This is a genomic window from Nonomuraea sp. NPDC050786 (genome assembly GCF_040654115.1).
Taxonomy (GTDB): Bacteria; Actinomycetota; Actinomycetes; order Streptosporangiales; family Streptosporangiaceae; genus Nonomuraea.
In genome coordinates this window covers 434573-458192 of sequence record NZ_JBFAHJ010000003.1, presented here as the reverse complement: position 1 = coordinate 458192, position 23620 = coordinate 434573, and the positions used below count along the sequence as shown (strand labels likewise).

Genomic DNA, 23620 nt, shown 5'->3' with positions numbered 1-23620 from the left:
CCCGTGGCGGTGAGGGTCGCGTCGTGCGGGAAGGTGCCCGTGGCGGTGAGGGTCGCGTCGTGCGGGAAGGTGCCCGTGGCGGTGAGGGTCGCGTCGTGCGGGAAGGTGCCCGTGGCGGTGAGGGTCGCGTCGTGCGGGAAGGTGCCCGTGGCGGTGAGGGTCGCGTCGTTCGGGAAGGTGCCCGTGGCGGTGAGGGTCGCGTCGTGCGTGGTGGGCGCTCTAGGCGTGGTGTCGGCGGCGTCCGGACGCGGAGCAGCCGGCCGTTGGGTCGCCGGGTGGCGAGATGGCGGGAGCGGAGGGCGGTCGCGCGGATGCGCAGGCGGTCCGCGCCACCGTTGCGGCTGACCCGGCGCGGGCGGGTCGTGGTGGTGGTCGCGATGGCGTTGCTGTCGCTGGGCGGATTCTGGCTCGGCACGCGCGCGGCCGGAAACGCGGAGGTCCAGGTCGTGGTTACCGGCCACGCGGGCCCGCCGTGGGTGGAGGTGCACGAGGGCGACACGCTCCGGCACATCGCCGAGGCGCTCGCCCAGGGGGACGATCCCGGCCCTGTCGTGGAGGAGATCAAGCGCCTGAACGGCCTTCCCGATTCCATCATCCGGCCAGGCACCCGACTTTACGTGCCAGGCGACACCGCAGCCTTACGCTGATCGCCGCACCCCAGCCGCCGCCTTAGGCTGATCGCCCGTACCCCTGCCGCTGGGTACGCTGATCGCCCGCACCCCAGCCGGAGGTGAACGAGGACTGGCCGCCCAGGAGTCGCGCCGCCTCTCAGGCTGGCTGGCCTGCTCCCGGGCGTGGGGCGACAGGCGAGGCATCGGGGCCGGTGGGCATCTCCGGGCTGGTGGGCATCTCCGGGCTGGTGGGCATTTTCCTTCGGGTCGGCCGGCGCATCCATGGCCGGGGTGTGAGCGCGGTCGGCCGGCACATCCATGGCTGGGGTGGGAGCGCAGTCTTGGGCGCGCTTCTGCGCCCCCGCGACGCCGCGCCCAGGGCTGACGTCTGGGGTCTCAGGGGGTGACCGTCTGGGTCTCAGGGGGTGACCGTCTGGGTCTCAGGGAGTGACCGTTTGGGGGTTTCAGGGGGTGACCGTCTGGGCGTGAAGGAGTCCGTGGGTGGGTGGTGGTCGGGGGTGGAGAGGCTTCGGATAACTTTGTGAGGTTTGTTCACATGCGAGGCCGGTACCAACTCATGTGACGCCCCCAGCAGCACAAAGATCGCCATCCGGAGCGACACGCCCGGGTCCCGGCGGTGACGATGGGCTGATCAGCGACTTCGCTCCGGCAGCGTCGCTCAACTTGCGTTCATGGTCGCGCGCTTCTACGGTTGGACCACAACATCTAGTAGTTACACCGATGTAGTTCACCACACCTTGTGTTTCCGTGACCGCTCCATGGCCTGCCGTGGGGCGTGCGCGAGCGTCCCGTGAGGACGGTTTTTCGCGCGTGTGGTGGCCGCGGGTCTAGGAGGGCGAAAGCGTGCACTGTCCGTTCTGTCGCCACCCTGACACCAGGGTCATCGACAGTCGCTCCACGGATGACGGCGCGGCGATCAGGCGTCGCCGCACCTGTCCCGAGTGCGGGCGCCGGTTCACCACGCAGGAGACCGTACTGCTCATGGTGAGCAAGCGGAGCGGAGTGACGGAGCCGTTCTCGAGAGACAAGGTCGTCGCGGGCGTGCGGCGGGCGTGTCAGGGCAGGCCGGTGAGCGAGGATTCACTGGCGCAGCTCGGGCAGCGGGTGGAGGAGGCCATCAGGGCCAAGGGTGCGGCCGAGATCCCCTCCAACGAGGTGGGCCTGGCCATCCTCGGCCCGTTGCGGGACCTCGATGAGGTGGCCTACCTGCGGTTCGCATCGGTGTATCGCGGTTTCGAGAGCCTGGCGGACTTCGAGGCCGAGATCTCACAGTTGAAGGCGGAGAAGGGGGAGTCATGACGGAGACGGCCAGCGGTTCAGTCGCGCGGGGTGGCAAGCGTCCGCGCAAGGGACTGAAGATGAAGCGGATCTTCACCAAGCCCGGCGTGCACCCGTATGACGAGATCCAGTGGGAGCGCCGCGACGTCGTCATGACGAACTGGCGCGACGGCTCGGTCAATTTTGAGCAGCGGGGCGTCGAGTTCCCCGAGTTCTGGTCGGTCAACGCGGCCAACATCGTGACGACCAAGTACTTCCGCGGGGCCGTGGGCACCCCGCAGCGCGAGTGGAGCCTGAAGCAGCTGATCGACCGAGTCGTCGGCGTCTACACCGCGACGGGGATCGAGCACGGCTACTTCGCCAGCGACGAGGACGCCGAGATCTTCGACCACGAGCTGAAGCACGCGCTGGCGCACCAGGTGTTCGCGTTCAACTCGCCGGTCTGGTTCAACGTGGGCACCAAGTCGCCCCAGCAGGTGAGCGCCTGTTTCATCCTCTCCGTGGACGACCAGATGGAGTCCATCCTCGAGTGGTACAAGGAAGAGGGTGTGATCTTCAAGGGCGGTTCGGGTTCGGGGGTCAACCTGTCCCGCATCCGCTCGTCCAAGGAGCTGCTGTCGAGCGGCGGCACGGCCAGCGGCCCGGTGAGCTTCATGCGCGGCGCGGACGCGTCGGCGGGGACGATCAAGTCGGGCGGCGCCACCCGCCGGGCCGCCAAGATGGTCGTGCTCGACGTCGACCACCCCGACATCGAGGAGTTCATCGAGACCAAGGCGCGCGAGGAGGACAAGATCCGCGCCCTGCGCGACGCCGGTTTCGACATGGACCTGGGCGGCAAGGACATCGTCTCCGTCCAGTACCAGAACGCCAACAACTCCGTGCGTGTCTCCGACGAGTTCATGCGCTCGGTGGAGAAGGGCGGCGAGTTCGGCCTGCGCGCCCGCCTGACCGGTGAGGTCATCGAGACGGTGGACGCCAAGGAGCTCTTCCGCAAGATGGCCAAGGCCGCCTGGGAGTGCGCCGACCCGGGCCTGCAGTACGACGACACGATCAACGACTGGCACACCACCCCGGAGACGGGGCGGATCACGGCCAGCAACCCGTGCTCCGAGTACGTCCACCTCGACAACTCCTCTTGCAACCTGGCCAGCATCAACCTGCTGAAGTTCCTGAAGGACGACAACTCCTTCGACGTCGCCAACTTCGTCAAGCTGACCGAGCTGATCATCACCGCGATGGACATCTCGATCACGTTCGCGGACTTCCCGACCGAGAAGATCGGCGAGACCTCGCGGGCGTACCGGCAGCTCGGCATCGGCTACGCCAACCTCGGCGCGCTGCTCATGGCGACGGGCCACGCGTACGACTCCGACGGCGGCCGCGCCGTGGCGGCGGCGATCACGTCGCTGATGACCGGCGTGTCCTACCGCCGCAGCGCCGAGCTGGCCGGGGTGGTCGGCCCGTACGACGGTTACGCCAGGAACGCCGAGCCGCACAAGCGCGTCATGCGCAAGCACGCGGCGGCCAACGACAACCTGCGCACGATCGGCTCCATGGACGCGAAGATCCACAGCGAGGCGTCGCGCCAGTGGTCGGAGTGCCTCAAGCTCGGCGAGAAGAACGGCTACCGCAACGCCCAGGCCAGCCTGCTGGCCCCCACGGGGACCATCGGGCTGATGATGGACTGCGACACCACCGGCATCGAGCCGGACCTGGCGCTGGTGAAGTTCAAGAAGCTCGTCGGCGGCGGCTCCATGCAGATCGTCAACCAGACGATCCCGCGGGCGCTCAAGCAGCTCGGCTACCAGCAGGAGCAGATCGAGGCCATCGTCGAGTACATCGCCGAGCACGGTCACGTCGTCGAGGCGCCCGGCCTGCGCAAGGAGCACTACGAGGTGTTCGACTGCGCGATGGGCGAGCGGGCGATCGCGCCCATGGGCCACGTACGCATGATGGCGGCCACCCAGCCGTTCCTGTCCGGCGCCATCTCGAAGACGGTCAACCTGCCCGAGTCGGCCACGATCGACGACATCGAGCAGGTCTACCTGGAGGGCTGGAGGCTGGGGCTCAAGGCCCTGGCCGTCTACCGCGACAACTGCAAGGTCGGCCAGCCGCTGTCGGCGGGCAACGGCTCCAAGAAGGAAGAGCCGAAGAAGGAAGAGGCCAAGGAGCCCGAGGTCAAGGTCATCGAGGTCAACCGGCCGACCCGGCGGCGCATGCCCAACCAGCGGCCGAGCACGACCACCCGCTTCACGGTGGGCGGCGCCAAGGGCTACATGACCGCTTCGTCCTACCCCGACGACGGGCTGGGCGAGGTCTTCCTCAAGATGTCCAAGCAGGGCTCGACCCTGGCAGGTGTCATGGACGCCTTCTCCGTCGCGATCTCCATCGGGCTCCAGTACGGCGTGCCGCTGGAGACGTACATGAGCAAGTTCGTCAACATGCGCTTCGAGCCCGCCGGGATGACGGACGACCCGGACATCCGGATGGCGACGTCGGTGATGGACTACATCTTCCGCCGCCTGGCCCTCGACCACCTCCCCTATGAGGAGAGGGCGGCCCTGGGCATCTTCTCGGCGACCGAGCGCGCCGCGCAGCAGCGCGGCGAGGACCCGGCGGCGCTGCAGGAGGCGGTCGACCGCGAGGCGCTGGCCCAGTCGGCGCCCATCGAGGAGAAGCCGAAGGCGGAGGCCGAGCAGCAGCCGGTGGTCAAGGAGCTGACCCTGGAGAGCCACCAGCGCTTCACGGCCGACGCGCCGCTCTGCATGACCTGCGGCACCAAGATGCGCCCGGCCGGAAGCTGCTACGTCTGCGAGGGCTGCGGCTCGACCAGCGGCTGCAGCTAGAAACGGGCCACGTCGTATCAGGGGTGACTGAATTCGCACCATCGGCAGGGCCGTCTCTTGCGAAATGTCGCCAGAGAGCCCTCGGTTCCACGACGGCTGTAGGCGATGGTCGTAGATGGCGGGTGCTTGGTCTGAACAGGCCAGGCACCCGCCCGGCCCGCGAAGCGCTCTCATCGCCTTGGTCGACGACATCCCCGCGCCGGTCATGGCCGACGTCCTCGGCCTGCACATCACCGCCCCTCGTCCGGTGGGCCGACATCGCCAAGGGGACGGCCGGCGCCTACCTCGCCGGCCGGGCCGAGCGCTTCCCTCGCTTATGAGCTGACGGGTGCCAGCTGTGCGATCTGGCGCTCGAGCACCTTGGCCGCGCTGTCGCGCCAGAGGGCGGCCAAGGGCGCTGAGGCGGGATCGGGGAAGATCTCCTCCTCCCCCTTGTCGATCGCGTCGAAGATGGCCGACGCGACCGATTCCGGGGATGCCTTCGGTATGTCTGCGCTTCGGGTCATATCGGTATCGACCGGGCCCGGCAGGACCGCGTGGACCCTTATCCCCTGCCCGGCCACCTGGGCGCGAAGCGACTGGGTCAAGGAGAACGCGGCCGCCTTCGAGGCGGAGTACGCGGGGATGATGAACGGCAGGGGCGCGAGGGCGTTCACCGAGAGGATGTTGACGATGGCCCCGCGGGAGCGGGCCACCGCAGGCAGGAAGGCCTGGGTCACGGCGTAGGTCCCGAAGAGGTTGACGGCCAGGTGGCGTTCGAGCACGGCGGGGTCGGTCAGGTCGTCGGGTAGCGCGATGCCGGCGTTGTTGATCAACATGTCCAGTGACTCGACCTGCTTGGCAGCCGCCTGGATCTGCGCCGTGCTGGTGATGTCCAGGCTCAGGGGCGTTACCCGGTCGTCTGGGTGGGCCAGCGGCCGGCGGGTGCCGGCATACACCCGCCTGGCGCCTCTGGCCAGGGCTTCGGTTGTCAGTGCCTGCCCGATGCCGCGGTTGGCCCCGGTCACCAGGACCGTCTTGTCTTTTATGGTCATGCCTGTCTCTCCTGTTTCGGGGTGATCGGGGGGGATGCCAGGGCAGCGGGCACAGACCCGCGGTGGTGCCTGCCACCTGGCGTCACGGTCTGCTCAGGGCAGGAGTGCCAGCTTGCCCACGGTGGCGCGCGCTTCCAGTTCCGCGAGTGCCTTCGGTCCCTCGGCAAGATCGTGCACGGTGGGCCGGCCGGGGCGGAGCACTCCGGCCGCCAGGAGCCCGAACATCTCGCCCATGACCTCGCCGAAGATCTGCGGTGCGGCCTGGATCAGGGTGCCGATGTTCAGGCCGATGAGGTGGATCTGGTGCTTGTAGACCAGTTCCCAGTTGGTGATCGCGGCTTCGCCGCCGGTCAGGCCGTAAACGACCACCCGGCCGGTGACCCGCTTGGTGGCGGCCAGGCTGGCGTCGAGGGTGGCGCCGCCGACGGACTCCAGCACGAGGTCGGCGCCCGCGCCGTCGGTCAGGGCCAGGACCTCGGCGGCGATGTCTCCGCCGCGGGAGTCGAGGACGTGGTCGGCGCCCAGTGCCCGTACCAGCTCGTGCTTGCCCGGCGAGGCCGTGGCGATCACCGTCGCGCCGTAGTGCTTGGCCATCGTCACCGCGGCCTGTCCGGTCCCGCCGGCCGCGGCGTGGATCAGCACGGTCTGCCCTGCGCTCAGGCCGCCCAGCGGCTTGAGCGCCGCCAGGGCGGTCGGCCAGTTCACCACCAGACCCAGCGCCTGCTCGTCGGCCCAGCCCGTCGGCACCGTGACCGCGCCGGCCGCGGGCAGCACCATGTACTCGGCGAAGGCGCCGCCCTGGACGCCGACGCCGGTGACATGGGCGCCAGGCTCCAGATCAGTCACCCCCTCGCCGACGGCGACGACTTCGCCGGCGCCCTCGATGCCCGCCAGATACGGCGGCTGCGGGCCGCCCGCGAACGTGCCGCGGGCCTGCGAGATGTCGACGAAGTTGACGCCGGCGGCGGTGACCCGGATCAGGATCTCGCCCGGGCCTGGGCTCGGCACCGGCGCGTCGGTGATCAGGCGCAGGTCCTGCGGGCCGTTCAGCGACGTCTGCTGCAGGGCGCGCATGGCGGAGGGGATGCTCATTGACGACTGGCTCTCTCTTTGTTTATCGAACGACCAACAAACCGTGTCATGGCGCCTGGGACAGGTCAAGGTAAAGTTGATCGAACGACAAAGAATTCTGGAGGGACGCCGGATGGCTGCTCGCGGCAGGCCGCGCACGTTCGACCCGGACATCGCCCTGCGCAAGGCGCTGGACCTGTTCTGGGAACGTGGCTACGAGGGCACCTCGCTCAACGACCTGGCCCAGGCCATGGGCATCGCCTCGGCCAGCATCTACGCCTGCTTCGGCAGCAAGGAGGACCTGTTCCGCAAGGTCATGGCCCTCTACGGCACGACATCGGGCGAGCCGCCCAGGCGCGCGCTGCGCGAACAGCCGACCGCGCGCGCCGCGATCCACGCCATGCTGCGCGCCACCGCCGATGAGATCACCCGCTCCGACGCCCCGCACTACTGCATGCTCATCCTGGCCGCGCCCACCGGGGCCGTGGAGAACCACGCGGTCCGGGAGTTCCTGGCCGACCTCCGGCACGACATGCTCAGCACCGTCAAGGACCGGCTCGCCCGCGGCGTCGCCGACGGCGACCTCACCACGCCGCCCGCCGGCCTCGACGCCATCGCCCGCTACTACACCACCGTGGTGCAAGGCCTGTCCGTGCAGGCCCGCGACGGCGCCACCCGCGCCGAGCTGGAAGCGGTGATCACCTGCGCGATGGCCGCCTGGGACACGCTCACGTCCGCGCCGTCACCAACCGGCGGTTGAGTCGTCTTCGTTGCCGGCGCCACATAGTGCCTCGCCATGCTCCGTGGAGCGAGCCGGATCCACTCGCTCCACGGCTTTTCCGGGACCGCGTGTCGAATGCTCATCGCCCGGGCACCGCTCCGTTACTCTTCCCTCAACTCGCAGTCACGAGCTCTCGTCATCGTCGAGTCGTATTCCTCCCACTCCCCGAGGAGACCCATGATCAGGCGACTCGCCGTCATCCTCGCGCTCGCGACCACCGTCCTGACCACCCCCGCCCACGCGGCCACCGCCGTCACCGGCGTCGCCCACCGCGGCGCGTCCGCGTACGCTCCCGAGAACACCCTCGCCGCCTTCGAGCTGGCCGGCAAGCAGCGGGCCGACATGTTCGAGCTCGACGTGCAGGAGACCAAGGACCACCAGCTGGTCCTGATGCACGACACGACCCTGACCCGCACCACCGACGCCGAGCGGGTCTTCCCCGACCTGTCCCCGTGGAAGGTCGGCGATCTCACGCTCGCCCAGATCCGCGAGCTCGACGCGGGCTCGTGGCTCTCCGACGAGTACAAGGACGAGAAGGTGCCCACGCTCGGCGAGACGCTGAGCGAGATGAACGGCTCGGGCATGGGGCTCCTGCTGGAGATCAAGGAGCCGGAGCTCTACCCGGGCACCGAGGCCCGCGTCGCCGCCGAGCTGCGTCGCCATTCAAGCTGGCTCGCGCCCGGGCGGCTGGTGGTGCAGTCCTTCAGCTGGGCGTCGATGCGGACCTTCCACCGGCTGCTGCCCGACGTGCCGATCGGGCTGCTCGGCACGCCGTCCACGGCCCAGCTGCCGGGGCTGGCCAAGTTCGCCGACCACATCAACCCGCCGTACACGACGCTGACCTCCTCGTACGTACGCCGCGTGCACGCACTCGGCATGAAGGTGCTCGCCTGGACGGTGGACGACCCGGACGTCATGCGCCGCCTACTGGCCTACAAGGTAGACGGGATCATCACCAACAGGCCCGACGTCCTGCACGGCCTACTGAACGCCTGACGACCGCGCGGCCGGCACGGCCTGCGGGAGAGCTCGCCGGCCGTGGCCGGCCCTGAGAGCCCCAGTGGGGCTGAGGTGTTCACGAAGCTCTAGCCTGAATGGTGTGAAATATGGCGCTACGTTGGCTGTATTGCTGTCGGCCTGGTTCATGGCCCAGTTCGACTTCTTCGTGGTCAACGTGGCGGCCCCCTCCATCGAACACGACCTGGACGCGGGCCCGGCCGCGCTCGAGCTGATCGTGGGCGGCTACGCCTTCACCTACGCGGCGGGCATGATCACCGGAGGGCGGCTCGGCGACCGCTACGGCTACCGGCGGCTGTTCATCTGGGGTGTGGCCGCGTTCACGCTCGCGTCCGTCCTGTGCGGGATCGCCGCGAACCCGCCCCAGCTGGTGGCCGCGCGCCTGCTCCAGGGACTGACGGGCGCGGCGATGGTGCCGCAGGTGCTGGCCACGATCTCCGCGGTGTTCCCGCCGGAGGAGCGGGGGCGGGCCCTCGGCTGGTACGGCGTCGCGGGCGGCCTGGGCTCGATCGCCGGGCAGGTGCTGGGCGGCCTGCTGCTGACCAGCGACGTGCTGGGCCTCGGCTGGCGGATCATCTTCCTGGTCAACCTGCCCGTCGGCCTGATCGTGGTGCCGCTGGCCGTCCGGCTGCTGCCCGAGGTCGAGACCGCCCGCCGCGCCAGGCTCGACCTGCCCGGCGCGGCGGGCCTGGCCGCCGGGCTGGCTCTGGTGCTGGTGCCGCTCGGCCTCGGCAACAGCCTGGGCTGGCCCGCCTGGACGTGGGTCAGCATGGCGGCGGCCGTTCCGGTGTTCGCGCTGACCTGGCGCCGGCAGCGGGTGCTCGGAGCGCGCGGCGGACAGCCGGTGCTCGACCTGGCGCTGCTCAAGGTCCGCTCCTACCTGGCGGGTGTGGGGTCGATCGTCGCGTTCATGGCGTACTTCGCGTCGTTCATGTTCACGCTGACGCTGCTGCTGCAGGGCGGGTTCGGGCTGACGGCCCTCCAAGCGGGGCTGGCGTTCGCGCCGATGGGGGTGCTGTTCTCGGTGACCTCGATCCTGGGGACGCGGCTGGTCAGGAGGTACGGCCTGATCGTCGTGGTGATCGGCGGCACGGTCACCGGGCTCGGCCTCACGCTGCTGGCGGTCACGGCCGGGCTCGGGCTGCCGTACGTCATGGCGGCGCTCATGCTCGTCGGCTCGGGCAACGGGCTGGTCCTGCCGCAGCTCATCGGGGCGGCGCTGGTCGAGGTCGCGCCGCACCAGGCCGGCATCGGGTCGGGCATCCTCAGCACGGCACAGCAGTTCGCGGGCGCGGGCGGCGTGGCCGTGATCGGCGCGGTCTTCTTCGCGGCCGCCGAGGGCGGCCACCATGTTCTCGCCATGCGCTGGTCGGCCGGCATCGACCTGGGGCTGGTGCTGGTGGTGATCGCGTCGGTGGCCTACAACAGGCACCGCGCCATCAGGAGGACGCGGACAGAGCCGTCCCGTACAGGCGCGAGGCCCGGATCCTGATCACCAGCCGCCGGTCGTCGACCATCTGGCGCAGGAACGCGTACGGGTCCTCGACGCCCTCGTGCATGGCGAGCAGCTCCATGCCCACCTCGTCGCCCGGCTCCGTGCTGACCGGCGACAGCTCCGCCTCGCCCTCGGCCACGGCGTACGACCAGAAGTCGTCGCTGGCCACGTAGAGCGCGCAGCGCGGGTCCTTGTGCAGCTGCCGGACCTTGAGCCGGTCGGCGACGGTCGAGATGCGCGCCACGCGCTGGTGCGGGTCCCAGGTGTAGATGACGGTGGACAGGTCAGGGTTGCCGCTGCCCTTGTTCGTGGCCAGCGAGCCGAACCGCTGGCCGGACAGCAGGCTCGAGAGCTCCTCGTCGCTGAGCGACCGGGGGGCCGGGCTCGTTTCTGGCCCGTACTCCTGCGCCATTCGCCGTACTCCCTGCACGACCCATGCAAATACGGATATGTCAGCCTATCCCTACCCGTGGTGGGGCTCGTGCCAGGCACGCCGCACGGAGCCCGTCGGGCAGGTGCTACCCGCTGCCCGCTAAGTTACAAGCCATGAATTTTGCCATTACCAGTGGATATGTCGTGCCGATCGACGGCGACCCCATCGACGGCGGCACGGTGCTCGTACAGAACGGGAAGATCACTGCGGTCGGCCGGGACGTGGCCGTGCCCGAGGGGATCTCCATCGTGGACGCCGCGGGCGGCTGGGTGCTGCCCGGTTTCGTCGAGGCCCACGGCCACCTTGGCGTGCACGAGGAGGCGGAGGGCTGGGCCGGTCAGGACACCAACGAGATGACCGACCCCAACGGCGCCCGCCTGCGCGCGCTCGACGCCATCAACCCCGCGGACCTGGCCTTCGCCGACGCGCTGTCGGGCGGCGTGACGACCGCGGTGATCAAGCCGGGCTCCGGCAACCCGATCGGCGGGCAGACGGTCGCGGTCAAGTGCTGGGGCAGGACCGTGGACGAGATGCTGATCAAGGAGCCGGTGAGCGTCAAGAGCGCGCTCGGCGAGAACCCCAAGCGCGTGTACGGCGACCAGAAGAAGCTGCCCTCCACCCGGCAGGGCGTGGCCGCGGTGATCAGGGACGCGTTCATGAAGGCGCAGGACTACCAGGCCAGGCGGGCGGCGGCCGCGGCGGACGGCAAGCCGTTCGACCGCGACGGCACACTGGAGATCCTGGCCCGCGTGCTGGACGGCGAGCTGCCGTGGTGCCAGCACACGCACCGGGCCGACGACATCGCCACCGCGCTCCGGCTGGCCGGCGAGTTCGGCTACCGCCTGATCATCAACCACGGCACCGAGGGCCACCTGCTGGCCGACACCCTGGCCGCCAGGAACGTCCCCGTCATCATCGGCCCCCTCTTCACCAGCCGCTCGAAGGTCGAGCTGCGTCAGCGCTCGCTGCGCAACCCCGGGATCCTCGCACGGGCCGGGGTGGAGCTGGCCATCACCACCGACCATCCCGTCGTGCCGATCCACTTCCTCGTCCACCAGGCCACGCTGGCGGTCAAGGAGGGCCTGGACCCCGCCGAGGCGCTCCGCTCGATCACGCTGAACCCGGCCCGGATCATGGGCCTCGACGACCGGGTGGGCGCCCTCAAGCCCGGCCTCGACGCCGACGTGGTGATCTGGTCCGGGGACCCGCTGGACGTCATGAGCCGGGCGCTGCGGGTGTTCGTCTCCGGGCGTGAGGTGTACACGTACGCCGACGGCGAGTCCGTCGTCGCGGATCCGTACTACCGCGAATCAAGTGACCGTTAAGCGGCTGTAGATGCGGGCCGCGCATAGTGGGCGCAGCGGTGGATAGAAAGGGATCACGATGACAGCGCAGCGACCCAGCGTGGCACTCCTGATCGGCCTGGTCGTCTCCAGTGCCCTGGCGCTGATCGTGCTGGCTGCCATGCTGCTGAAAGGCGGCCCTGTCGGGTTCGCCCTCTCCGCGCTGCTGGCCGTGGCCCCGCTGCCGGTGCTGCTCGCGGCCGTCCTCTCGCTCGACCGGCTGGAGCCCGAGCCCAAGCTGCACCTGGCGTTCGCGTTCGCGTGGGGTGCCGGGGTGGCGATCGTCCTGGGCGTCGCCCTCACGCTCGCGGGACAGGAGCTGTTCAGCCGAGCCGGCCTCGGCGCCGCGGTCGTCGACGACGTGGGCAAGGTGCTGCTCGCCCCGCTGGTCGAGGAGGCGCTGAAGGGCTCGGCGCTGCTGCTGCTCCTGCGCAGGCGGCAGGAGATCGACGGGCTGACCGACGGCATCGTGTACGCGTCCATGGCCGGCCTGGGCTTCGCCGCCGTGGAGAACGTCGGCTACTACCTGCTGGCGTACGACGCGGACGGCGCCGGCGGGGCGGTCCAGCTGTTCGTGATGCGAGGGCTGATCGACCCGCTCGGCCACCCCATCTACACCTCCTTGATCGGCCTCGGCGTCGCGTACGCGCTCACCCGCCGCACCCCGGCCAGGTTCGCCGCCGTCCCGCTCGGCTACGTGGGCGCGGTCTCCCTGCACGGCCTCTGGAACGGCGCCGCCACCACGTCGTCACTGGCGTGGCTGGGGGCCGCGTACCTCGTGATCATGGCCGTGCTCGTGCTGCTGATCGTCGTGACCGTCGTCGAGCGCCGCCAGCTCGTCGCCAGGATGGGCGTCTACCTGCCCGGCTACGAGCAGACCGGCCTGGTCACGCCGGCCGACGTCCGCATGCTGAGCACGCTGTCCGCGCGCAAGGCGGCCCGCAAGTGGGCCAGGAAAGTGGGGCTCGGCCGGGCCATGAGCGACTACCAGCACGCGGCGACCGAGCTGACCATGCTGCACGCGCGGGCCGAACGCCAGGACATGGACCCGGCCCGGTTCGCGGCGGAACGCGACACGTACCTGACCGCGATGTCGCACGCCCGCCGCTGGTGACCGGGCGGGGGAGTCTCGCTCTGCGAAACGGCGCGGATCTCGAGGGACGGCGCCTGAGAGAATGGCGGAAACCCCCGAAGGGAGAGCAGATGAGCTGGGTGGAGATCGGGTCCGAGGCGGAGTTGCGCGAGTTGCTCGGCGAGGTCATGCCGAGGGCGGCGACCAAGGAGCGCGTACGGCTGCACGAGCGCGACCGCCAGTGGCTGGCGGCCTCCCCGTTCTGCCTGATCGCCACGTCCGACGACGCCGGAAACTGCGACGTCTCACCCAAGGGCGACCCGGCCGGGTTCGTCCACGTCATCGACGACACGACCATCGCCATCCCGGACCGCCCGGGCAACCGCAGAGCCGATGGATTCCGGAACATCCTCAAGAATCCGCATGTGGGGCTGATCTTCCTGATCCCCGGCCGCAACGAGACCCTGCGCGTCAACGGCCGGGCCCGGCTCATCCGCGAGGCCCCGTTCTTCGACGAGATGATCGTCAAGGGCCACCGCCCGCACCTCGCGCTCGTGGTGGAGATCGAGCAGATCTTCCTCCACTGCCAGAAGTCGTTCCTGCGCTCCGCACTCTGGAAGCCGGAGACCTGGAACCCCGGCGACCTGCCCCCGCACGCCCAGCTCGTCAAGGACGTGCAGGTGGTCGAGGAGACCCTCGAACAGCTGGAGGATTACTACGGCGAGGCCTACACCAAGCGCCTCTACGGCTGAGTCGAGCGGCCGGCGTCAGGCGGCGGGGACGGGCCCGCCGGGAAAGCGGATGACGTTGCGGCCGGTGTAGGCCCGCAGGTCGATCACCTTGGGATCGGCGGGTGGCTTGCGGTGGTCCGCCGAACGGATGTCGCGGACCTTGTGCCTGGCGATGTGTGGCGGCACCACCACAAGCCTCTTCATCGTGAGCCCCCCGTGATGACTTTGTTACCTATGTTATCTACAGGACCCACGATAAATTTGGTGTAAGGAGCCTTTCAGTAGGGAAGGGTGCGGCCCGCCGGCGTCCGCAGGTCCAGCTCCATGGCCAGCTCCATGGCAAGCCGCGTGCGCCGCTTGGCCGTCGACTTCGTGACTCTGACGCGTCTCATGGTCTCCCCCTCCCGGAGCCTGGGCCGGCTCTCCCGGCTCGGCGGCGGCAGGGCGGGCGCCTGTCGCCCGCCGTGCGCGCCAACCTAACCGGCTACGTCCGAGTGCTCAACGCATTTCCACGAATGGTCAGGTTCCGGGGGTGAGCCGGGCCGTGACCCCGATCCGGTTCCAGGCGTTGATCATCGCGAGGGCCACGATGAGCAGCCCCAGCTGCTTCTCGCTGTAGTGCCGCGCGGCCTCCTCCCACACCGCGTCCGGCACCGCCTCGCGATCGGCCAGCCTGGTCGCCTCCTCCGTCAGCGCCAGCGCGGCCCGCTCGGCCGGCGTGTACACGGTGGCCTCCCGCCAGGCGGCCACCGACCAGAGCCGCTCGTCGCTCTCACCGGCCTTCTTCAGGTCACGGCTGTGCATGTCCACGCAGTAGCCGCAGCCGTTGATCTGGCTGGCGCGCAGCTTGACCAGCTCGATGGTGGTGGTCGGCAGCTCGCTGTCGTGGAGCAGTTTCTCCACGGCGATGAAGTGGTGGTACGCCTGGGGAACCTGCTGGGCGACGTTGATCCGCTGGGTCATGTGAGCCTCCTCATGTGTCTGTGCAAGAGAAGGACGGGACAGCCCCCCTACCTGTGACAACTTCCGCGAAAAAAGTGACATCTAACCCGCCATGGACGCGCTGAGCGCGGGGGCTCCCCAGCGCATCGGGAGTTACTGGCTCGCCGGCCGGCTCGGCTCGGGCGGGCAGGGCGTGGTGTACGACGCCTACGACGCCGACGGCAACCGGGTCGCGGTCAAGGTGCTGCACGCGGCCGGCGATCGTGCGCTGCGCGATCGGTTCGCGAAGGAGGCGACGGCCGCGAGGCGGGTGTCGTCGTTCTGCACGGCGCGCGTGCTGGCCGCCGATCTGGACGGGCACACGCCGTACCGGGTCTCCGAGTACCTCTGGACGGCCCGGATCGGCGGGCAGGGCGGCGCCCTCACCGACGTGCATTTCACCCAGGACGGCCGGCGGCTGGCGATGAACGTCGTGTTCGAGCAGAAGCCGATGGCCAAGGAAGTGGTGCTCGACGCCGCCGATGGCCACGTGCTCAGCTCGGCCGGTACCCGGTATCACGGCGGGCCGTTGCTGCCCGGCGACAAGGCGTACGCGTCGCTGCTCGGCGGCAGGTTCGTCGACCTGGCCACGGGAAAGGCCGTGGGGTCGGGGTTCGGGCCCACGAACGCGATCGCGTTCAGCCGGAACGGGCTCATGGCCGTGAAGGAGGACGCCACCGGGCGGGTCGGGCTGTGGTCGGTGGACGGGCCCGCTCAGCTGCGCCCCGCCATGCCCCGCGCCGCCGCCGACCTCCTGCTGCTGACCTTCTCGCCCGACGGCAGGACCCTGGCCACCGTCACGGAGCAGGGCGTGCTCCAGCTCTGGGACGTGGCGTCCAGGCGGCGGCTCGGCGAGTCTTACCAGCTGGGGGAGGACGGTGCGGCCTCGCTGCAGTTCAGCGCGGACGGGGGGACGCTGTACGCCGGCACGGACGGCGCGGTGCATGCGATCGCCGTTCAGGACGAACGGGTCGCGCGGGAGGTGTGCGCGCGGGCCGGGCGCTCGCTGTCGCCCGCCGAGTGGGAGCGGTACCTGGGCGGCGCGCCGTACCAGAATGTCTGCCCCTAGCAGGAGGGGGCGGGCACCGGAGGCCCGCCCTCAACCAGCCGTTCAGCCCTTGCAGTTGTCCCAGTCCTTGCGGCCGCCCCAGGCCTCCACGCGGCCGCTGGGGTCGCGGGTCCAGCCGGCGTACCGCACGCACTTCCAGGCGCCGTCGATGTGGCCGGTCTCGGCGTAGTACTGGTACTGCTGCACGTCCTCCGACTTGCCGCCGCCCTTGACCTCCAGGTAGGCGCCGGTGAGCGTGCGGCTGCCCGTGTACGCGGTCTTGATCGCGGTTACGCAGTTCTTGCCGGAGCGCTTGTTGTAGAGCAGGTACACGTGCCCGAACACCGCGCCCTCCCGGGTCGTCATCGCCCGGTGGCCGTCCTTGACGCGGTGGAAGCCAGAGCCGCAGACGCGTTCGGGGGTGTAGGTGGCCGTGGCGGCGTACGCGGAGGAGGGGATGGCGGCGACACCGGCCGCGACCAGGGCGGTCGCGATGGCGGTTCGGATGAGCACGATTTTTCCTTCGACAGGGGTAGCAAGGACCTCGTTGATCTTCGCGGCGACATTACCGAAAATTTCGCTGGGAGTTTTGGCAAATGCCGCTTATTGCCACGAGCTCGCTCCTCACGGCGGGTCCGAGCGGTGAGTTGAGGGCTTTGGACCCTTTGGGGAAATTGGTGGTCCGTTGAGGAAGACAAACCACGTAACCGGGTATCCCCCGGGCGGATCGACTGCGAAGGGGATCACCATGGCTGTCTGCGAGACCTGCGGAAACGACTACGACATGGCGTTCGAGGTGCATGCGCAGGGAGCGGTGCACACGTTCGACTGCTTCCAGTGCGCGATCGAGGGCATGGCGCCCATCTGCGAGCACTGCGGCACCAAGGTCATCGGACATGGGGTGCAGTCCGGCGAGCACTGGTACTGCTGTGCGCATTGCGCGCGGGAGGAGGGCACCAAGGGCATCGTCGACCGCATCATGGCCTCCACCGGCACCTGAACGGGGGCTACGGCAGCAAGGAGCGGACGCGGGTGATGGCCTCGTCGAGGCGCTCCTCGGGGACCGGGGCCGCGAGGTCCACGGTGAGGTGGCCGTTCTTGGCCTCCCAGACGCCCGCGACCCGCCCCTCGTGCACGACCACGGGGGAGATCCACCCCGCCTGGCGGCTCACCTTGGGCTTGAGCGGCGGCGGGATGAGCGCGGCGAGGGAGCGTGGGGCGCCCAGGATGTACTGGTCGAAGCCCGGCAGCAGGTGGACCTCGGCCGACGGTCCGGTGCCGGCCAGGTCGTCGAGGTGCTCGGTCAACGCGAGCAGCGTCCGGCCGTCGTCCGTCTCCACCTCGGTCAGCTCGGGCGCGAGAGCACGGAACCAGCCCTTCAGCACAGCCTTCTTCGCCACGCCGCCGAACAGCCACGTGTCGAACATCTCCGGCGTCGCCGGCCCGTGCGCGCCCAGGAACGCCCGGGCCACCCGCACCCCGGCCTCCTCGTACGGCGGCAGCGTGGCAGGCCACCCCGGCAGCCAGGCACGCGGGGCGGTGAAGGTCACCCTGCCGTCGCGCGGCGGGCCGTAGCAGAGCTCGCCGAGGCGGCTCAGCGGCTTGAGCAGGGCGCCCCAGCCGGACCCGAGTGCCTCCCTGAGATGGGCGTCCCCCGTCACCGCCACCACGGCATCGACCAGCTCTTCCCTGGTCAGCGCCCGCACGTCGGCCGCGCCCCCCAGCGCGCGCGGCACGGCGTCGATGATCGCGGCGATCTCGTCGGCCGTGACCCCGTGGCCGCGCTGCCACGAGCCCTTCTCCCAGAACCGCAGCGTGCTCAGGGCCGCGCAGTAGTCGGCCAGCGTGTCGGAGGGGACGAGGTGGAGGGTGCCCCGCATGATCCACGTCTTGGCCAGTGTGCGGTCGCTCCACAGAGCCCGGTCGATCTCGCCGTGATCGGGCGTGGCCCGCCTGACCGCCACCGCGAGCTGCGCCGAGGAGGCGACCTGGGCCTGGACGCCGCAGAGCCGCCGGGCGACCGCCACGGCGTCCGGCGCGTCGGGCTCGCTCACGAACTGCCTGCGCAAGCGCCACGCGAGAATCTGGGACCAGGTCACCTTCGTCGTCACGCGTGCACTTCTACACCCCGTCGCCGACAAACCCGGAAAGGGCGCTCAGCCGGTGAAACCGATGTCCTCGTAGCGGGTGTCGTAGAAGCCGCGCGCCCCCACGTTGGCCAGCGTCTGCCGGGTCGCCACGTTCTGCGGGCGCTGGTAGAGGGGGAGCACGTTGACCTCCTGCCAGATCAGCTCGTCCGCCTTGTTCGTCAGCGTACGGGCCCGCGCCGGGTCCAGGGTCTGCGCGGCCCGGCTCATGGCCTGGTCGATGGCGGCCGAGCCGGTACGGCCGAAGTTGGCGTTCCACGTCTTGCCGTCGGGAGAGTTGGCGTAGATCCCGTAACTGCTGGAGACGGGGAACGGCGTGCCGATGTACGCGAAGGGCGTGATGTCGAAGTTGCCGGGGATGACGTACTTGGTGAAGAAGTCGTCGCTGGGCACGGCCTTGATGGTCAGCTTCACGCCGATCTGCGCCAGCATGGTCTGCGCCAGCTCGCCCTCCTGCTTGCTCACCTGCACCCCCGACGGCACCACGAACCGCAGGTCGAGCGTCCTGCCGTTCTTCTGCCTGACCGTGCCGTTCAGCTTCCACCCGGCGGCGTCCAGGAGCTGGCGGGCGCGCGCGGGGTCGTACACGCCGAGCTTGCCGGCGTTGTCCTGGTAGCCCTCCTGGGTGTTCATGAAGAAGTGGTTGTTCAGCAGGGTGATCGGCCAGTCGAGGCCCTGGAGGTCCGACTGCGCGATGGCCTGGCGGTTGATGCCGAGCTGGATGGCCTGGCGGACGTTCTGGTCCTTGAGCAGGTCGCTGGAGCCGTTGAAGGTGAAATGCCGGAAATCGGGTCCGGCGGCCTGCCGCACCTGCGCGCCCGGCGTGCCCTTGGCCCGCGCGTAGTCGGGAGCCGACGGCCCCACGTCGATGATGTCGAGCTCCCCGTTGCTGAACGCCCCGATCAGCGAGTCCTGCTCCGACGCCCGATAGATGATCTTGTCGAGCTTGGCTCGCCTTCCCCACCAGGAGTCGTCCCGCAGGAGCGTGATCGTCTTGGCCGTCTGGTCGAACCCGCCGAACTTGAACGGCCCCGCCGTCACCGGGATCTTGTTCAGCCAGGCGTTGTCGAAGGCCTCGGGCGTCTGGTTGGTGGAGGCGGGCAGCAGCGGCCCGAACAGCGACTGCCAGTCCCCGAACGGCTTGTCGAACGTCACCACCACCTCGTAGTCGTCCTTGCCCCGCGCCACCTTCTCGATGTCCTGGTAGCCGGTGGGCGAGGCGATGTGGAAGGCGGGATCGCGCCCGTTCAGCGCGTGCCACTGCGCCTGGTAGTCGGCCCAGGTGATCGGCTTCCCGTCGGACCACTTGGCCTTGGGGTTGAGCCGGTACGTGATCACCTGCTTGGGCTGCTGCCGGGTCACCTCGGCCTCGAGCACGTAGTCCGTGTTGACCGAGATCTCCGCCTTCTCGTTGGACAGGAACGGCGAGGGCAGCAGCGCGTTGCTGACCGAGGCGGCCACGGCGAGGTTGCCGTCCACATGGTTCCTGTTCCACTGCGCGGGGAACTCGTTGATCCCCCACCGCAGGGTCCCGCCGTCCTTGACCTTCTCACGCGGCTGCAGGTTGATGTCGAAGGCCTTGATCGTACGCTCGTCACCGCCGCTCGCCCGGCCGCCGGGGCCGCCCGCCCGCTCCCCGCCGCAGCCCGCCAGGAACAGCGAGCCGGTCACCGCGACGGCCACGACACGACGTGATGCTTTCATCGAGCGAATTCCTCCTGGTATGTGCGAGGTCTATACGACTTCGCGCCTCTCGGCGTAATGGCAGGCCGCCCCCTGGTCCTCGCCCAGCGGGCGTACTTCGGGCTCGACGTCCACGCAGAGCCGCCGCTCCTCGTCGGTGAGCTGGGCGCGGAACTTCGGGCACCTCGTGCGGAACCTGCAGCCCGTCGGAGGGTGGGCCGGGCTGGGCAGGTCGCCCTCGAGCAGGATCCGCTCCCGCGCGCGCTCGCGTACCGGATCGGGCAGCGGGATCGCCGACAGCAGAGCCTGCGTGTACGGATGCGCCGGACCGTCGAAGACGGCGTCCACCTGGCCGATCTCGGCGATCCTGCCCAGGTACATCACCGCCACCCGGTCGGCGATGTAGCGCACCACGGCCAGGTCGTGGGCCACGAACAGATAAGAGAGCCCCAGCCGGGCCTTGAGCGAGCCGAGCAGGTTGATCACACCGGCCTGGATCGACACGTCCAGCGCCGAGACCGGCTCGTCGAGGACCAGCAGCTTGGGCTCCAGCGCGAGCGCCCTGGCGATGCCGATGCGCTGCCGCTGGCCGCCGGAGAAGTCCTGCGGGTAGCGGGCGGCGTGTGAGGGGTCCATCCCGACCAGCGCGAGCAGCTGGCCGATCCGCCGCCCCGGGCGCCGCTGCCCGTGCGTACGCAGCGGCTCGGCCAGGATGTCGTGGACCGTCATGCGCGGGTCGAGTGAGGCCAGCGGATCCTGGAAGACCACCTGCATGTCGCGCCTGATCGCCCTGCGCTCGGAGCCGCCGAGCCGCGCGGTGTCGTGCCCGAGCACGACGATGCGGCCGCCCTGGGGCTGCGCCAGCTCCAGGATCTGCGTCAGCGTGGTGGTCTTGCCACTGCCCGACTCGCCGACCAGGCCCAGCGTCTCGCCGTGCCGCAGGTCGAAGCTGACCCCCGCCACCGCGTGCACGGTGCCCACCCTGCGCTTGAAAATCGCCCCTTTGAGCAGCGGATATTCCTTGACCAGGTCGCTGATCTCGAGCACCGTACGCTCCTCGCGCACCCGCGGCCCCGGCTCCGCGTGGACGGGCTCGGGCACGCGCGGGCGCACCTCGGACCAGCGGATGCAGGCCGCCCGGTGCCCGGCCCCCACCTCGAACAGCGGCGGCTCCCGCTCGTCGCACGCGTCGATCTTCATCGGGCAGCGCGGCGCGAACGGGCACCCCGGCGGCAGCGCCCGCGGCGTGGGCGGGTTGCCCTCGATGGGCGCCAGCGGCTGCCGCCCGCCCCGGTCCACGCGCGGGATCGAGCCGAGCAACCCCACCGTGTACGGCATCCGCATCCCGTAGAAGATGTCGTCGACGTCGCCCACCTCGACGGGCCGCCCCGCGTACATGACCAGCACCCGGTCGGCGAATCCCGCCACCACCCCGAGATCATGCGTGATCATGATGATCGCGGCGCCGGTCTTGCGCTGCGCCCTCTTCAGCACCTCCAGCACCTGCGCCTGGATGGTCACGTCGAGCGCCGTGGTCGGCTCGTCACAGATGATCACGTCGGGGTCGTTGGCGATGGCCATCGCGATCACCACGCGCTGCCGCATGCCGCCGGAGAACTCGTGCGGGAAGGCCAGCGCCCGCTCGGCCGGATGCGGGATGCCCACGAGTTCGAGCAGCTCGACGGCCTTGACCATGGCCGTCTCCTTGCTCACCCGCTGGTGCACGCGTACGGCCTCGGCGATCTGGTCGCCCACCCGGTAGACGGGGGTCAGTGCGGAGAGCGGGTCCTGGAAGACCATCGAGATGGACTTGCCGCGGAAGGACGTCAGCTCCCGGTCCGAGGTCCCGATCAGCTCCCTGCCGTGCAGCCGCACGGACCCGGTGACGCGCGCGCCCGGCGGCAGCAGCCCCATGACGGCCGCCGAGGTGACCGACTTGCCGGAGCCCGACTCGCCGACGATGCCGAGGACCTCGCCCGGCCGTACCTCGAGACTCACCCCGCGCACGGCCGGGACGCCGTCGAACGACACGTGCAGATCGCTGACCTCGAGAACCGGGCTCACCGCCGCGCCTTCCGTGAGGCCGACGGGTCGAACGCGTCACGCAGCGCGTCGCCGACCAGGTTGACCGCGAGCACGGTGACCACCAGCAGCCCCGCCACGAACCAGAACGTCCACGGCGCGTAGACGGCCGTCCTGGACCCGTCGGCGATGAGCGTCCCGAACGACACGTCGGGCGGCTGGATGCCGAACCCGAAGTAGGAGAGCGAGGTCTCGGTGAGGATGGCGCTGCTGACGTTGAGCGTGGCGTCCACTATGAGCAGCGACGACAGGTTGGGGAGCACGTGGCGGAAGATGATCCGTACGGGGGAGACGCCCATGTAGCGGGCGGCCTGGATGAACTCCCGCTCCTTCACCGAGATCGTCATCCCCCTGACGATCTTGGAGGTGACCATCCACAGGAACAGCGCCAGCATGATCACGAACAGCGGCCACTGACCGGCCCCGAACAGCGGCGACATGATGGCCAGGATCAGGAAGCCGGGCAGCACGAGCAGCAGGTCCGTGATCCAGCTCAGCGCCCGGTCCGTCCACCCCAGGAAGTAGCCGCCGAACGCCCCGACCATGGCCGCCAGCGCCGTGGAGACCAGGGCCGCGAGCAGCCCCACAACCAGGGACTTCTGCATGCCGCGCAGCGTCACCGCGTACACGTCTGACCCGGTTTGGAGCGTTCCGAACCAGTGGGTGGCCGACGGCGGCTGCATGAACGCGGTGAAGTCCTTGTCGGTGTAGGTCCACCTGCTGAACAGCGGCCCGGCGAAGGCCAGCAGGAACATCAGCGCCAGCACCGCGAACCCGATCCGGCCCTGCGTGGAGCGGAAGAAGCGCCCGGAGACCACCCGCACCCGGGACGGCGCCCGCGCCAGAGCGCCGCCGGACAGCTCCTCGGCCAGCTCCTCGTCGGAAAGCGTCATCACGCCCGCACCCTCGGGTCGAGCGCGGCCTGCAGCAGGTCGGAGGCGAGCGAGGCGCAGAGCACGGCGATGGCCGCCAGCAGGGAGATGGCGGCGACGGTGTTGACGTCGTTGCTGAAGATGGAGTTGATCAGCTGCTCGCCGAGCCCGTGCCAGCCGAAGATCTTCTCGGTGAACGTGGCCCCCATCAGCAGCGCCGCGAACGTGAACGCGAAATAGGTCGCCACCGGGATGAGCGCGGTCCGCAGCGCGTGCTTGACGAGCGCCTGGCGCCGGGTCAGCCCCTTGGCCCTCGCCGTGCGGACGAAGTCGGCGCCGAGCACGTCGAGCATCATGTTCCGCTGGTAGCGGCTGAAGACCGCGACGAGGCCCAGCGACAGCGAGATCGTCGGCAGGATCAGGTGCTGGAGCCGGTCGAGCAGCTGTCTCCAGAAGCCGGCGTCGAGCCCGATGCTGTATTCGCCGCTCACCATGAACACCAGGGTCCGGAAGATGTGCTCGTTGGCCCAGGAGCCGGCCAGGATCAGCGTGTTGGCCAGCACGACGACCGGCACGGCGAGCAGCACGAAGGACAGGGCCGTCGAGACCCGGTCGAACCACCCGTACTGCCTGACCGCCGCGAAGGCGCCCAGCAGCACCCCGAACAGGCTCCCGAACACCATCCCGAGCAGGACCAGCCGGAACGTCACGCCCATGCGCCGCTTGAGATCGTCGTTGACGGGAGCGCCGCCGACGGACCTGCCGAAGTCGCCGTGCAGCACCCCGCTCGCCCAGGTGGCGTACCGCTGCAGCAGCGGCGTCTTGTCGTTGAGGTTGAGCGCCGTGAGCTGCGCGTCCACGACGGCGGGCGGAGGCTTGGGCGTGCGCTGCGCGTAGTTGGAACGCGGATCGAGGGCCGTGGCCGCCAGAAGGTAGGCGAGGCTGGCGGCCACAACGACCAGCACGACGTAGTTGAGCAGCCTGCGGGCCAAGAACCCCGCCATCGCTCCCCTTCCGCCGTGCACCGCACATCGGCCTGGTCACCGCCGACGCCGCTCACTCTACGACATCGCC

22 protein-coding genes and 1 pseudogene are annotated in these 23620 nt (G+C 69.8%); 11 read left to right on the top strand and 12 right to left on the bottom strand.

Annotated elements, in window-relative coordinates; genetic code table 11:
- Nucleotides 1-461: pseudogene (locus tag AB0H84_RS09685) on the bottom strand (hypothetical protein); the annotation flags it as partial.
- Between AB0H84_RS09685 and AB0H84_RS09680 the strand changes: the two are divergent.
- The 3 genes from AB0H84_RS09680 to AB0H84_RS09670 all read left to right on the top strand — a co-directional run bounded on the left by AB0H84_RS09680 (nt 447) and on the right by AB0H84_RS09670 (nt 4756).
- Nucleotides 447-647, top strand: a complete 201-nt coding sequence (locus AB0H84_RS09680; protein ID WP_357600811.1) for a LysM domain-containing protein — start codon at nt 447-449, stop codon at nt 645-647. The pseudogene AB0H84_RS09685 and the gene AB0H84_RS09680 sit on opposite strands and share 15 nt — an antisense overlap.
- Nucleotides 648-1475: 828 nt before the next feature.
- Complete coding sequence (gene nrdR, locus AB0H84_RS09675) at nt 1476-1931, top strand: transcriptional regulator NrdR (protein ID WP_111183346.1); 456 nt, start codon at nt 1476-1478, stop codon at nt 1929-1931.
- Nucleotides 1928-4756, top strand: coding sequence for a vitamin B12-dependent ribonucleotide reductase (locus AB0H84_RS09670; protein ID WP_357600808.1), 2829 nt, complete (start codon nt 1928-1930; stop codon nt 4754-4756). Before nrdR ends, AB0H84_RS09670 begins: the two co-directional genes overlap by 4 nt.
- Before the next feature lie 314 nt (nt 4757-5070).
- Here AB0H84_RS09670 and AB0H84_RS09665 read toward each other — a convergent pair whose 3' ends face one another.
- Both AB0H84_RS09665 and AB0H84_RS09660 read right to left on the bottom strand, forming a co-directional pair.
- A complete protein-coding gene (locus AB0H84_RS09665) occupies nt 5071-5790 on the bottom strand; it encodes an SDR family NAD(P)-dependent oxidoreductase (RefSeq protein WP_357600805.1) in 720 nt (239 codons plus the stop codon).
- Between the two features lie 93 nt (nt 5791-5883).
- Entirely contained in the window at nt 5884-6882 is a 999-nt protein-coding gene (locus AB0H84_RS09660; RefSeq protein WP_357600803.1) for an NADPH:quinone oxidoreductase family protein, read from the bottom strand.
- Nucleotides 6883-6994: 112 nt separating this feature from the next.
- On the opposite strand from AB0H84_RS09660, the gene AB0H84_RS09655 reads away from it, so the two are divergent.
- From AB0H84_RS09655 to AB0H84_RS09645, 3 genes are all read left to right on the top strand, one after another.
- Nucleotides 6995-7621 carry a TetR/AcrR family transcriptional regulator gene (locus tag AB0H84_RS09655; RefSeq protein ID WP_357600800.1) on the top strand — a complete coding sequence of 209 codons (627 nt, stop codon included), beginning with the start codon at nt 6995-6997 and terminating at the stop codon, nt 7619-7621.
- Nucleotides 7622-7819: 198 nt separating this feature from the next.
- Nucleotides 7820-8638 (top strand): glycerophosphodiester phosphodiesterase family protein, encoded by an 819-nt coding sequence (locus AB0H84_RS09650; RefSeq protein ID WP_357600797.1) that lies wholly within the window; start codon nt 7820-7822, stop codon nt 8636-8638.
- Between the two features lie 121 nt (nt 8639-8759).
- Nucleotides 8760-10151: an MFS transporter gene (locus tag AB0H84_RS09645; protein WP_357600794.1), complete on the top strand. Its 1392-nt coding sequence runs from the start codon at nt 8760-8762 to the stop codon at nt 10149-10151.
- Here AB0H84_RS09645 and AB0H84_RS09640 read toward each other — a convergent pair.
- Entirely contained in the window at nt 10099-10566 is a 468-nt protein-coding gene (locus AB0H84_RS09640; protein WP_357600791.1) for a TIGR03618 family F420-dependent PPOX class oxidoreductase, read from the bottom strand. The two genes, AB0H84_RS09645 and AB0H84_RS09640, sit on opposite strands and share 53 nt — an antisense overlap.
- Before the next feature lie 134 nt (nt 10567-10700).
- Between AB0H84_RS09640 and AB0H84_RS09635 the strand changes: the two genes are divergently transcribed.
- The 3 genes from AB0H84_RS09635 to AB0H84_RS09625 all read left to right on the top strand — a co-directional run bounded on the left by AB0H84_RS09635 (nt 10701) and on the right by AB0H84_RS09625 (nt 13754).
- A complete protein-coding gene (locus AB0H84_RS09635; protein ID WP_357600788.1) occupies nt 10701-11912 on the top strand; it encodes an amidohydrolase in 1212 nt (403 codons plus the stop codon).
- A gap of 58 nt (nt 11913-11970) precedes the next feature.
- Entirely contained in the window at nt 11971-13044 is a 1074-nt protein-coding gene (locus tag AB0H84_RS09630; RefSeq protein ID WP_357600785.1) for a PrsW family intramembrane metalloprotease, read from the top strand.
- Between the two features lie 89 nt (nt 13045-13133).
- Nucleotides 13134-13754 (top strand): pyridoxamine 5'-phosphate oxidase family protein, encoded by a 621-nt coding sequence (locus tag AB0H84_RS09625; protein ID WP_357600782.1) that lies wholly within the window; start codon nt 13134-13136, stop codon nt 13752-13754.
- 15 nt (nt 13755-13769) lie between these two features.
- Here AB0H84_RS09625 and AB0H84_RS09620 read toward each other — a convergent pair whose 3' ends face one another.
- Both AB0H84_RS09620 and AB0H84_RS09615 read right to left on the bottom strand, forming a co-directional pair.
- The gene (locus tag AB0H84_RS09620) at nt 13770-13937 is read right to left on the bottom strand and encodes a hypothetical protein (RefSeq protein ID WP_357600779.1); all 168 of its coding nucleotides are present in this window, start codon (nt 13935-13937) and stop codon (nt 13770-13772) included.
- Between the two features lie 315 nt (nt 13938-14252).
- The gene (locus AB0H84_RS09615) at nt 14253-14696 is read right to left on the bottom strand and encodes a carboxymuconolactone decarboxylase family protein (RefSeq protein ID WP_357600776.1); all 444 of its coding nucleotides are present in this window, start codon (nt 14694-14696) and stop codon (nt 14253-14255) included.
- A 91-nt stretch (nt 14697-14787) separates the two neighbouring features.
- Here AB0H84_RS09615 and AB0H84_RS09610 point away from each other — a divergent pair, with 91 nt between their 5' ends.
- Nucleotides 14788-15783 carry a protein kinase family protein gene (locus tag AB0H84_RS09610; RefSeq protein WP_357600773.1) on the top strand — a complete coding sequence of 332 codons (996 nt, stop codon included), beginning with the start codon at nt 14788-14790 and terminating at the stop codon, nt 15781-15783.
- Nucleotides 15784-15825: 42 nt separating this feature from the next.
- Here AB0H84_RS09610 and AB0H84_RS09605 read toward each other — a convergent pair whose 3' ends face one another.
- Entirely contained in the window at nt 15826-16275 is a 450-nt protein-coding gene (locus AB0H84_RS09605) for a hypothetical protein (RefSeq protein ID WP_357600770.1), read from the bottom strand.
- 235 nt (nt 16276-16510) lie between these two features.
- Between AB0H84_RS09605 and AB0H84_RS09600 the strand changes: the two genes are divergently transcribed.
- On the top strand, nt 16511-16762 hold the full coding sequence (locus tag AB0H84_RS09600) for a hypothetical protein (RefSeq protein WP_357600767.1): 252 nt from the start codon (nt 16511-16513) through the stop codon (nt 16760-16762).
- A 7-nt stretch (nt 16763-16769) separates the two neighbouring features.
- Here the strand turns inward: AB0H84_RS09600 and AB0H84_RS09595 are convergent, their stop codons facing one another.
- Genes AB0H84_RS09595 through AB0H84_RS09575 form a run of 5 tightly spaced genes read right to left on the bottom strand, consistent with a single transcriptional unit; the run spans nt 16770 to nt 23550 of the window.
- Nucleotides 16770-17873, bottom strand: a complete 1104-nt coding sequence (locus AB0H84_RS09595) for a winged helix DNA-binding domain-containing protein (protein ID WP_357600764.1) — start codon at nt 17871-17873, stop codon at nt 16770-16772.
- A 45-nt stretch (nt 17874-17918) separates the two neighbouring features.
- Nucleotides 17919-19613, bottom strand: coding sequence for an ABC transporter family substrate-binding protein (locus AB0H84_RS09590; RefSeq protein ID WP_357600761.1), 1695 nt, complete (start codon nt 19611-19613; stop codon nt 17919-17921).
- A 30-nt stretch (nt 19614-19643) separates the two neighbouring features.
- Nucleotides 19644-21656 carry an ABC transporter ATP-binding protein gene (locus AB0H84_RS09585; protein WP_357600758.1) on the bottom strand — a complete coding sequence of 671 codons (2013 nt, stop codon included), beginning with the start codon at nt 21654-21656 and terminating at the stop codon, nt 19644-19646.
- Nucleotides 21653-22567 (bottom strand): ABC transporter permease, encoded by a 915-nt coding sequence (locus AB0H84_RS09580; RefSeq protein ID WP_357600755.1) that lies wholly within the window; start codon nt 22565-22567, stop codon nt 21653-21655. The genes AB0H84_RS09585 and AB0H84_RS09580 overlap by 4 nt, the downstream gene beginning before the upstream one ends.
- Nucleotides 22567-23550, bottom strand: coding sequence for an ABC transporter permease (locus AB0H84_RS09575; protein WP_357600752.1), 984 nt, complete (start codon nt 23548-23550; stop codon nt 22567-22569). The genes AB0H84_RS09580 and AB0H84_RS09575 overlap by 1 nt, the downstream gene beginning before the upstream one ends.
- Nucleotides 23551-23620: the final 70 nt, after the last annotated feature.

Coding starts and splice junctions, on each gene's coding strand:
- AB0H84_RS09670 (WP_357600808.1), top strand. CDS start 1,928: ATGACGGAGACGGCCAGCGGTTCAGTCGCGCGGGGTGGCAAGCGTCCG.
- AB0H84_RS09665 (WP_357600805.1), bottom strand. CDS start 5,790: ATGACCATAAAAGACAAGACGGTCCTGGTGACCGGGGCCAACCGCGGC.
- AB0H84_RS09660 (WP_357600803.1), bottom strand. CDS start 6,882: ATGAGCATCCCCTCCGCCATGCGCGCCCTGCAGCAGACGTCGCTGAAC.
- AB0H84_RS09655 (WP_357600800.1), top strand. CDS start 6,995: ATGGCTGCTCGCGGCAGGCCGCGCACGTTCGACCCGGACATCGCCCTG.
- AB0H84_RS09650 (WP_357600797.1), top strand. CDS start 7,820: ATGATCAGGCGACTCGCCGTCATCCTCGCGCTCGCGACCACCGTCCTG.
- AB0H84_RS09640 (WP_357600791.1), bottom strand. CDS start 10,566: ATGGCGCAGGAGTACGGGCCAGAAACGAGCCCGGCCCCCCGGTCGCTC.
- AB0H84_RS09635 (WP_357600788.1), top strand. CDS start 10,701: ATGAATTTTGCCATTACCAGTGGATATGTCGTGCCGATCGACGGCGAC.
- AB0H84_RS09630 (WP_357600785.1), top strand. CDS start 11,971: ATGACAGCGCAGCGACCCAGCGTGGCACTCCTGATCGGCCTGGTCGTC.
- AB0H84_RS09625 (WP_357600782.1), top strand. CDS start 13,134: ATGAGCTGGGTGGAGATCGGGTCCGAGGCGGAGTTGCGCGAGTTGCTC.
- AB0H84_RS09620 (WP_357600779.1), bottom strand. CDS start 13,937: ATGAAGAGGCTTGTGGTGGTGCCGCCACACATCGCCAGGCACAAGGTC.
- AB0H84_RS09615 (WP_357600776.1), bottom strand. CDS start 14,696: ATGACCCAGCGGATCAACGTCGCCCAGCAGGTTCCCCAGGCGTACCAC.
- AB0H84_RS09610 (WP_357600773.1), top strand. CDS start 14,788: ATGGACGCGCTGAGCGCGGGGGCTCCCCAGCGCATCGGGAGTTACTGG.
- AB0H84_RS09600 (WP_357600767.1), top strand. CDS start 16,511: ATGGCTGTCTGCGAGACCTGCGGAAACGACTACGACATGGCGTTCGAG.
- AB0H84_RS09590 (WP_357600761.1), bottom strand. CDS start 19,613: ATGAAAGCATCACGTCGTGTCGTGGCCGTCGCGGTGACCGGCTCGCTG.
- AB0H84_RS09580 (WP_357600755.1), bottom strand. CDS start 22,567: ATGACGCTTTCCGACGAGGAGCTGGCCGAGGAGCTGTCCGGCGGCGCT.
- AB0H84_RS09575 (WP_357600752.1), bottom strand. CDS start 23,550: ATGGCGGGGTTCTTGGCCCGCAGGCTGCTCAACTACGTCGTGCTGGTC.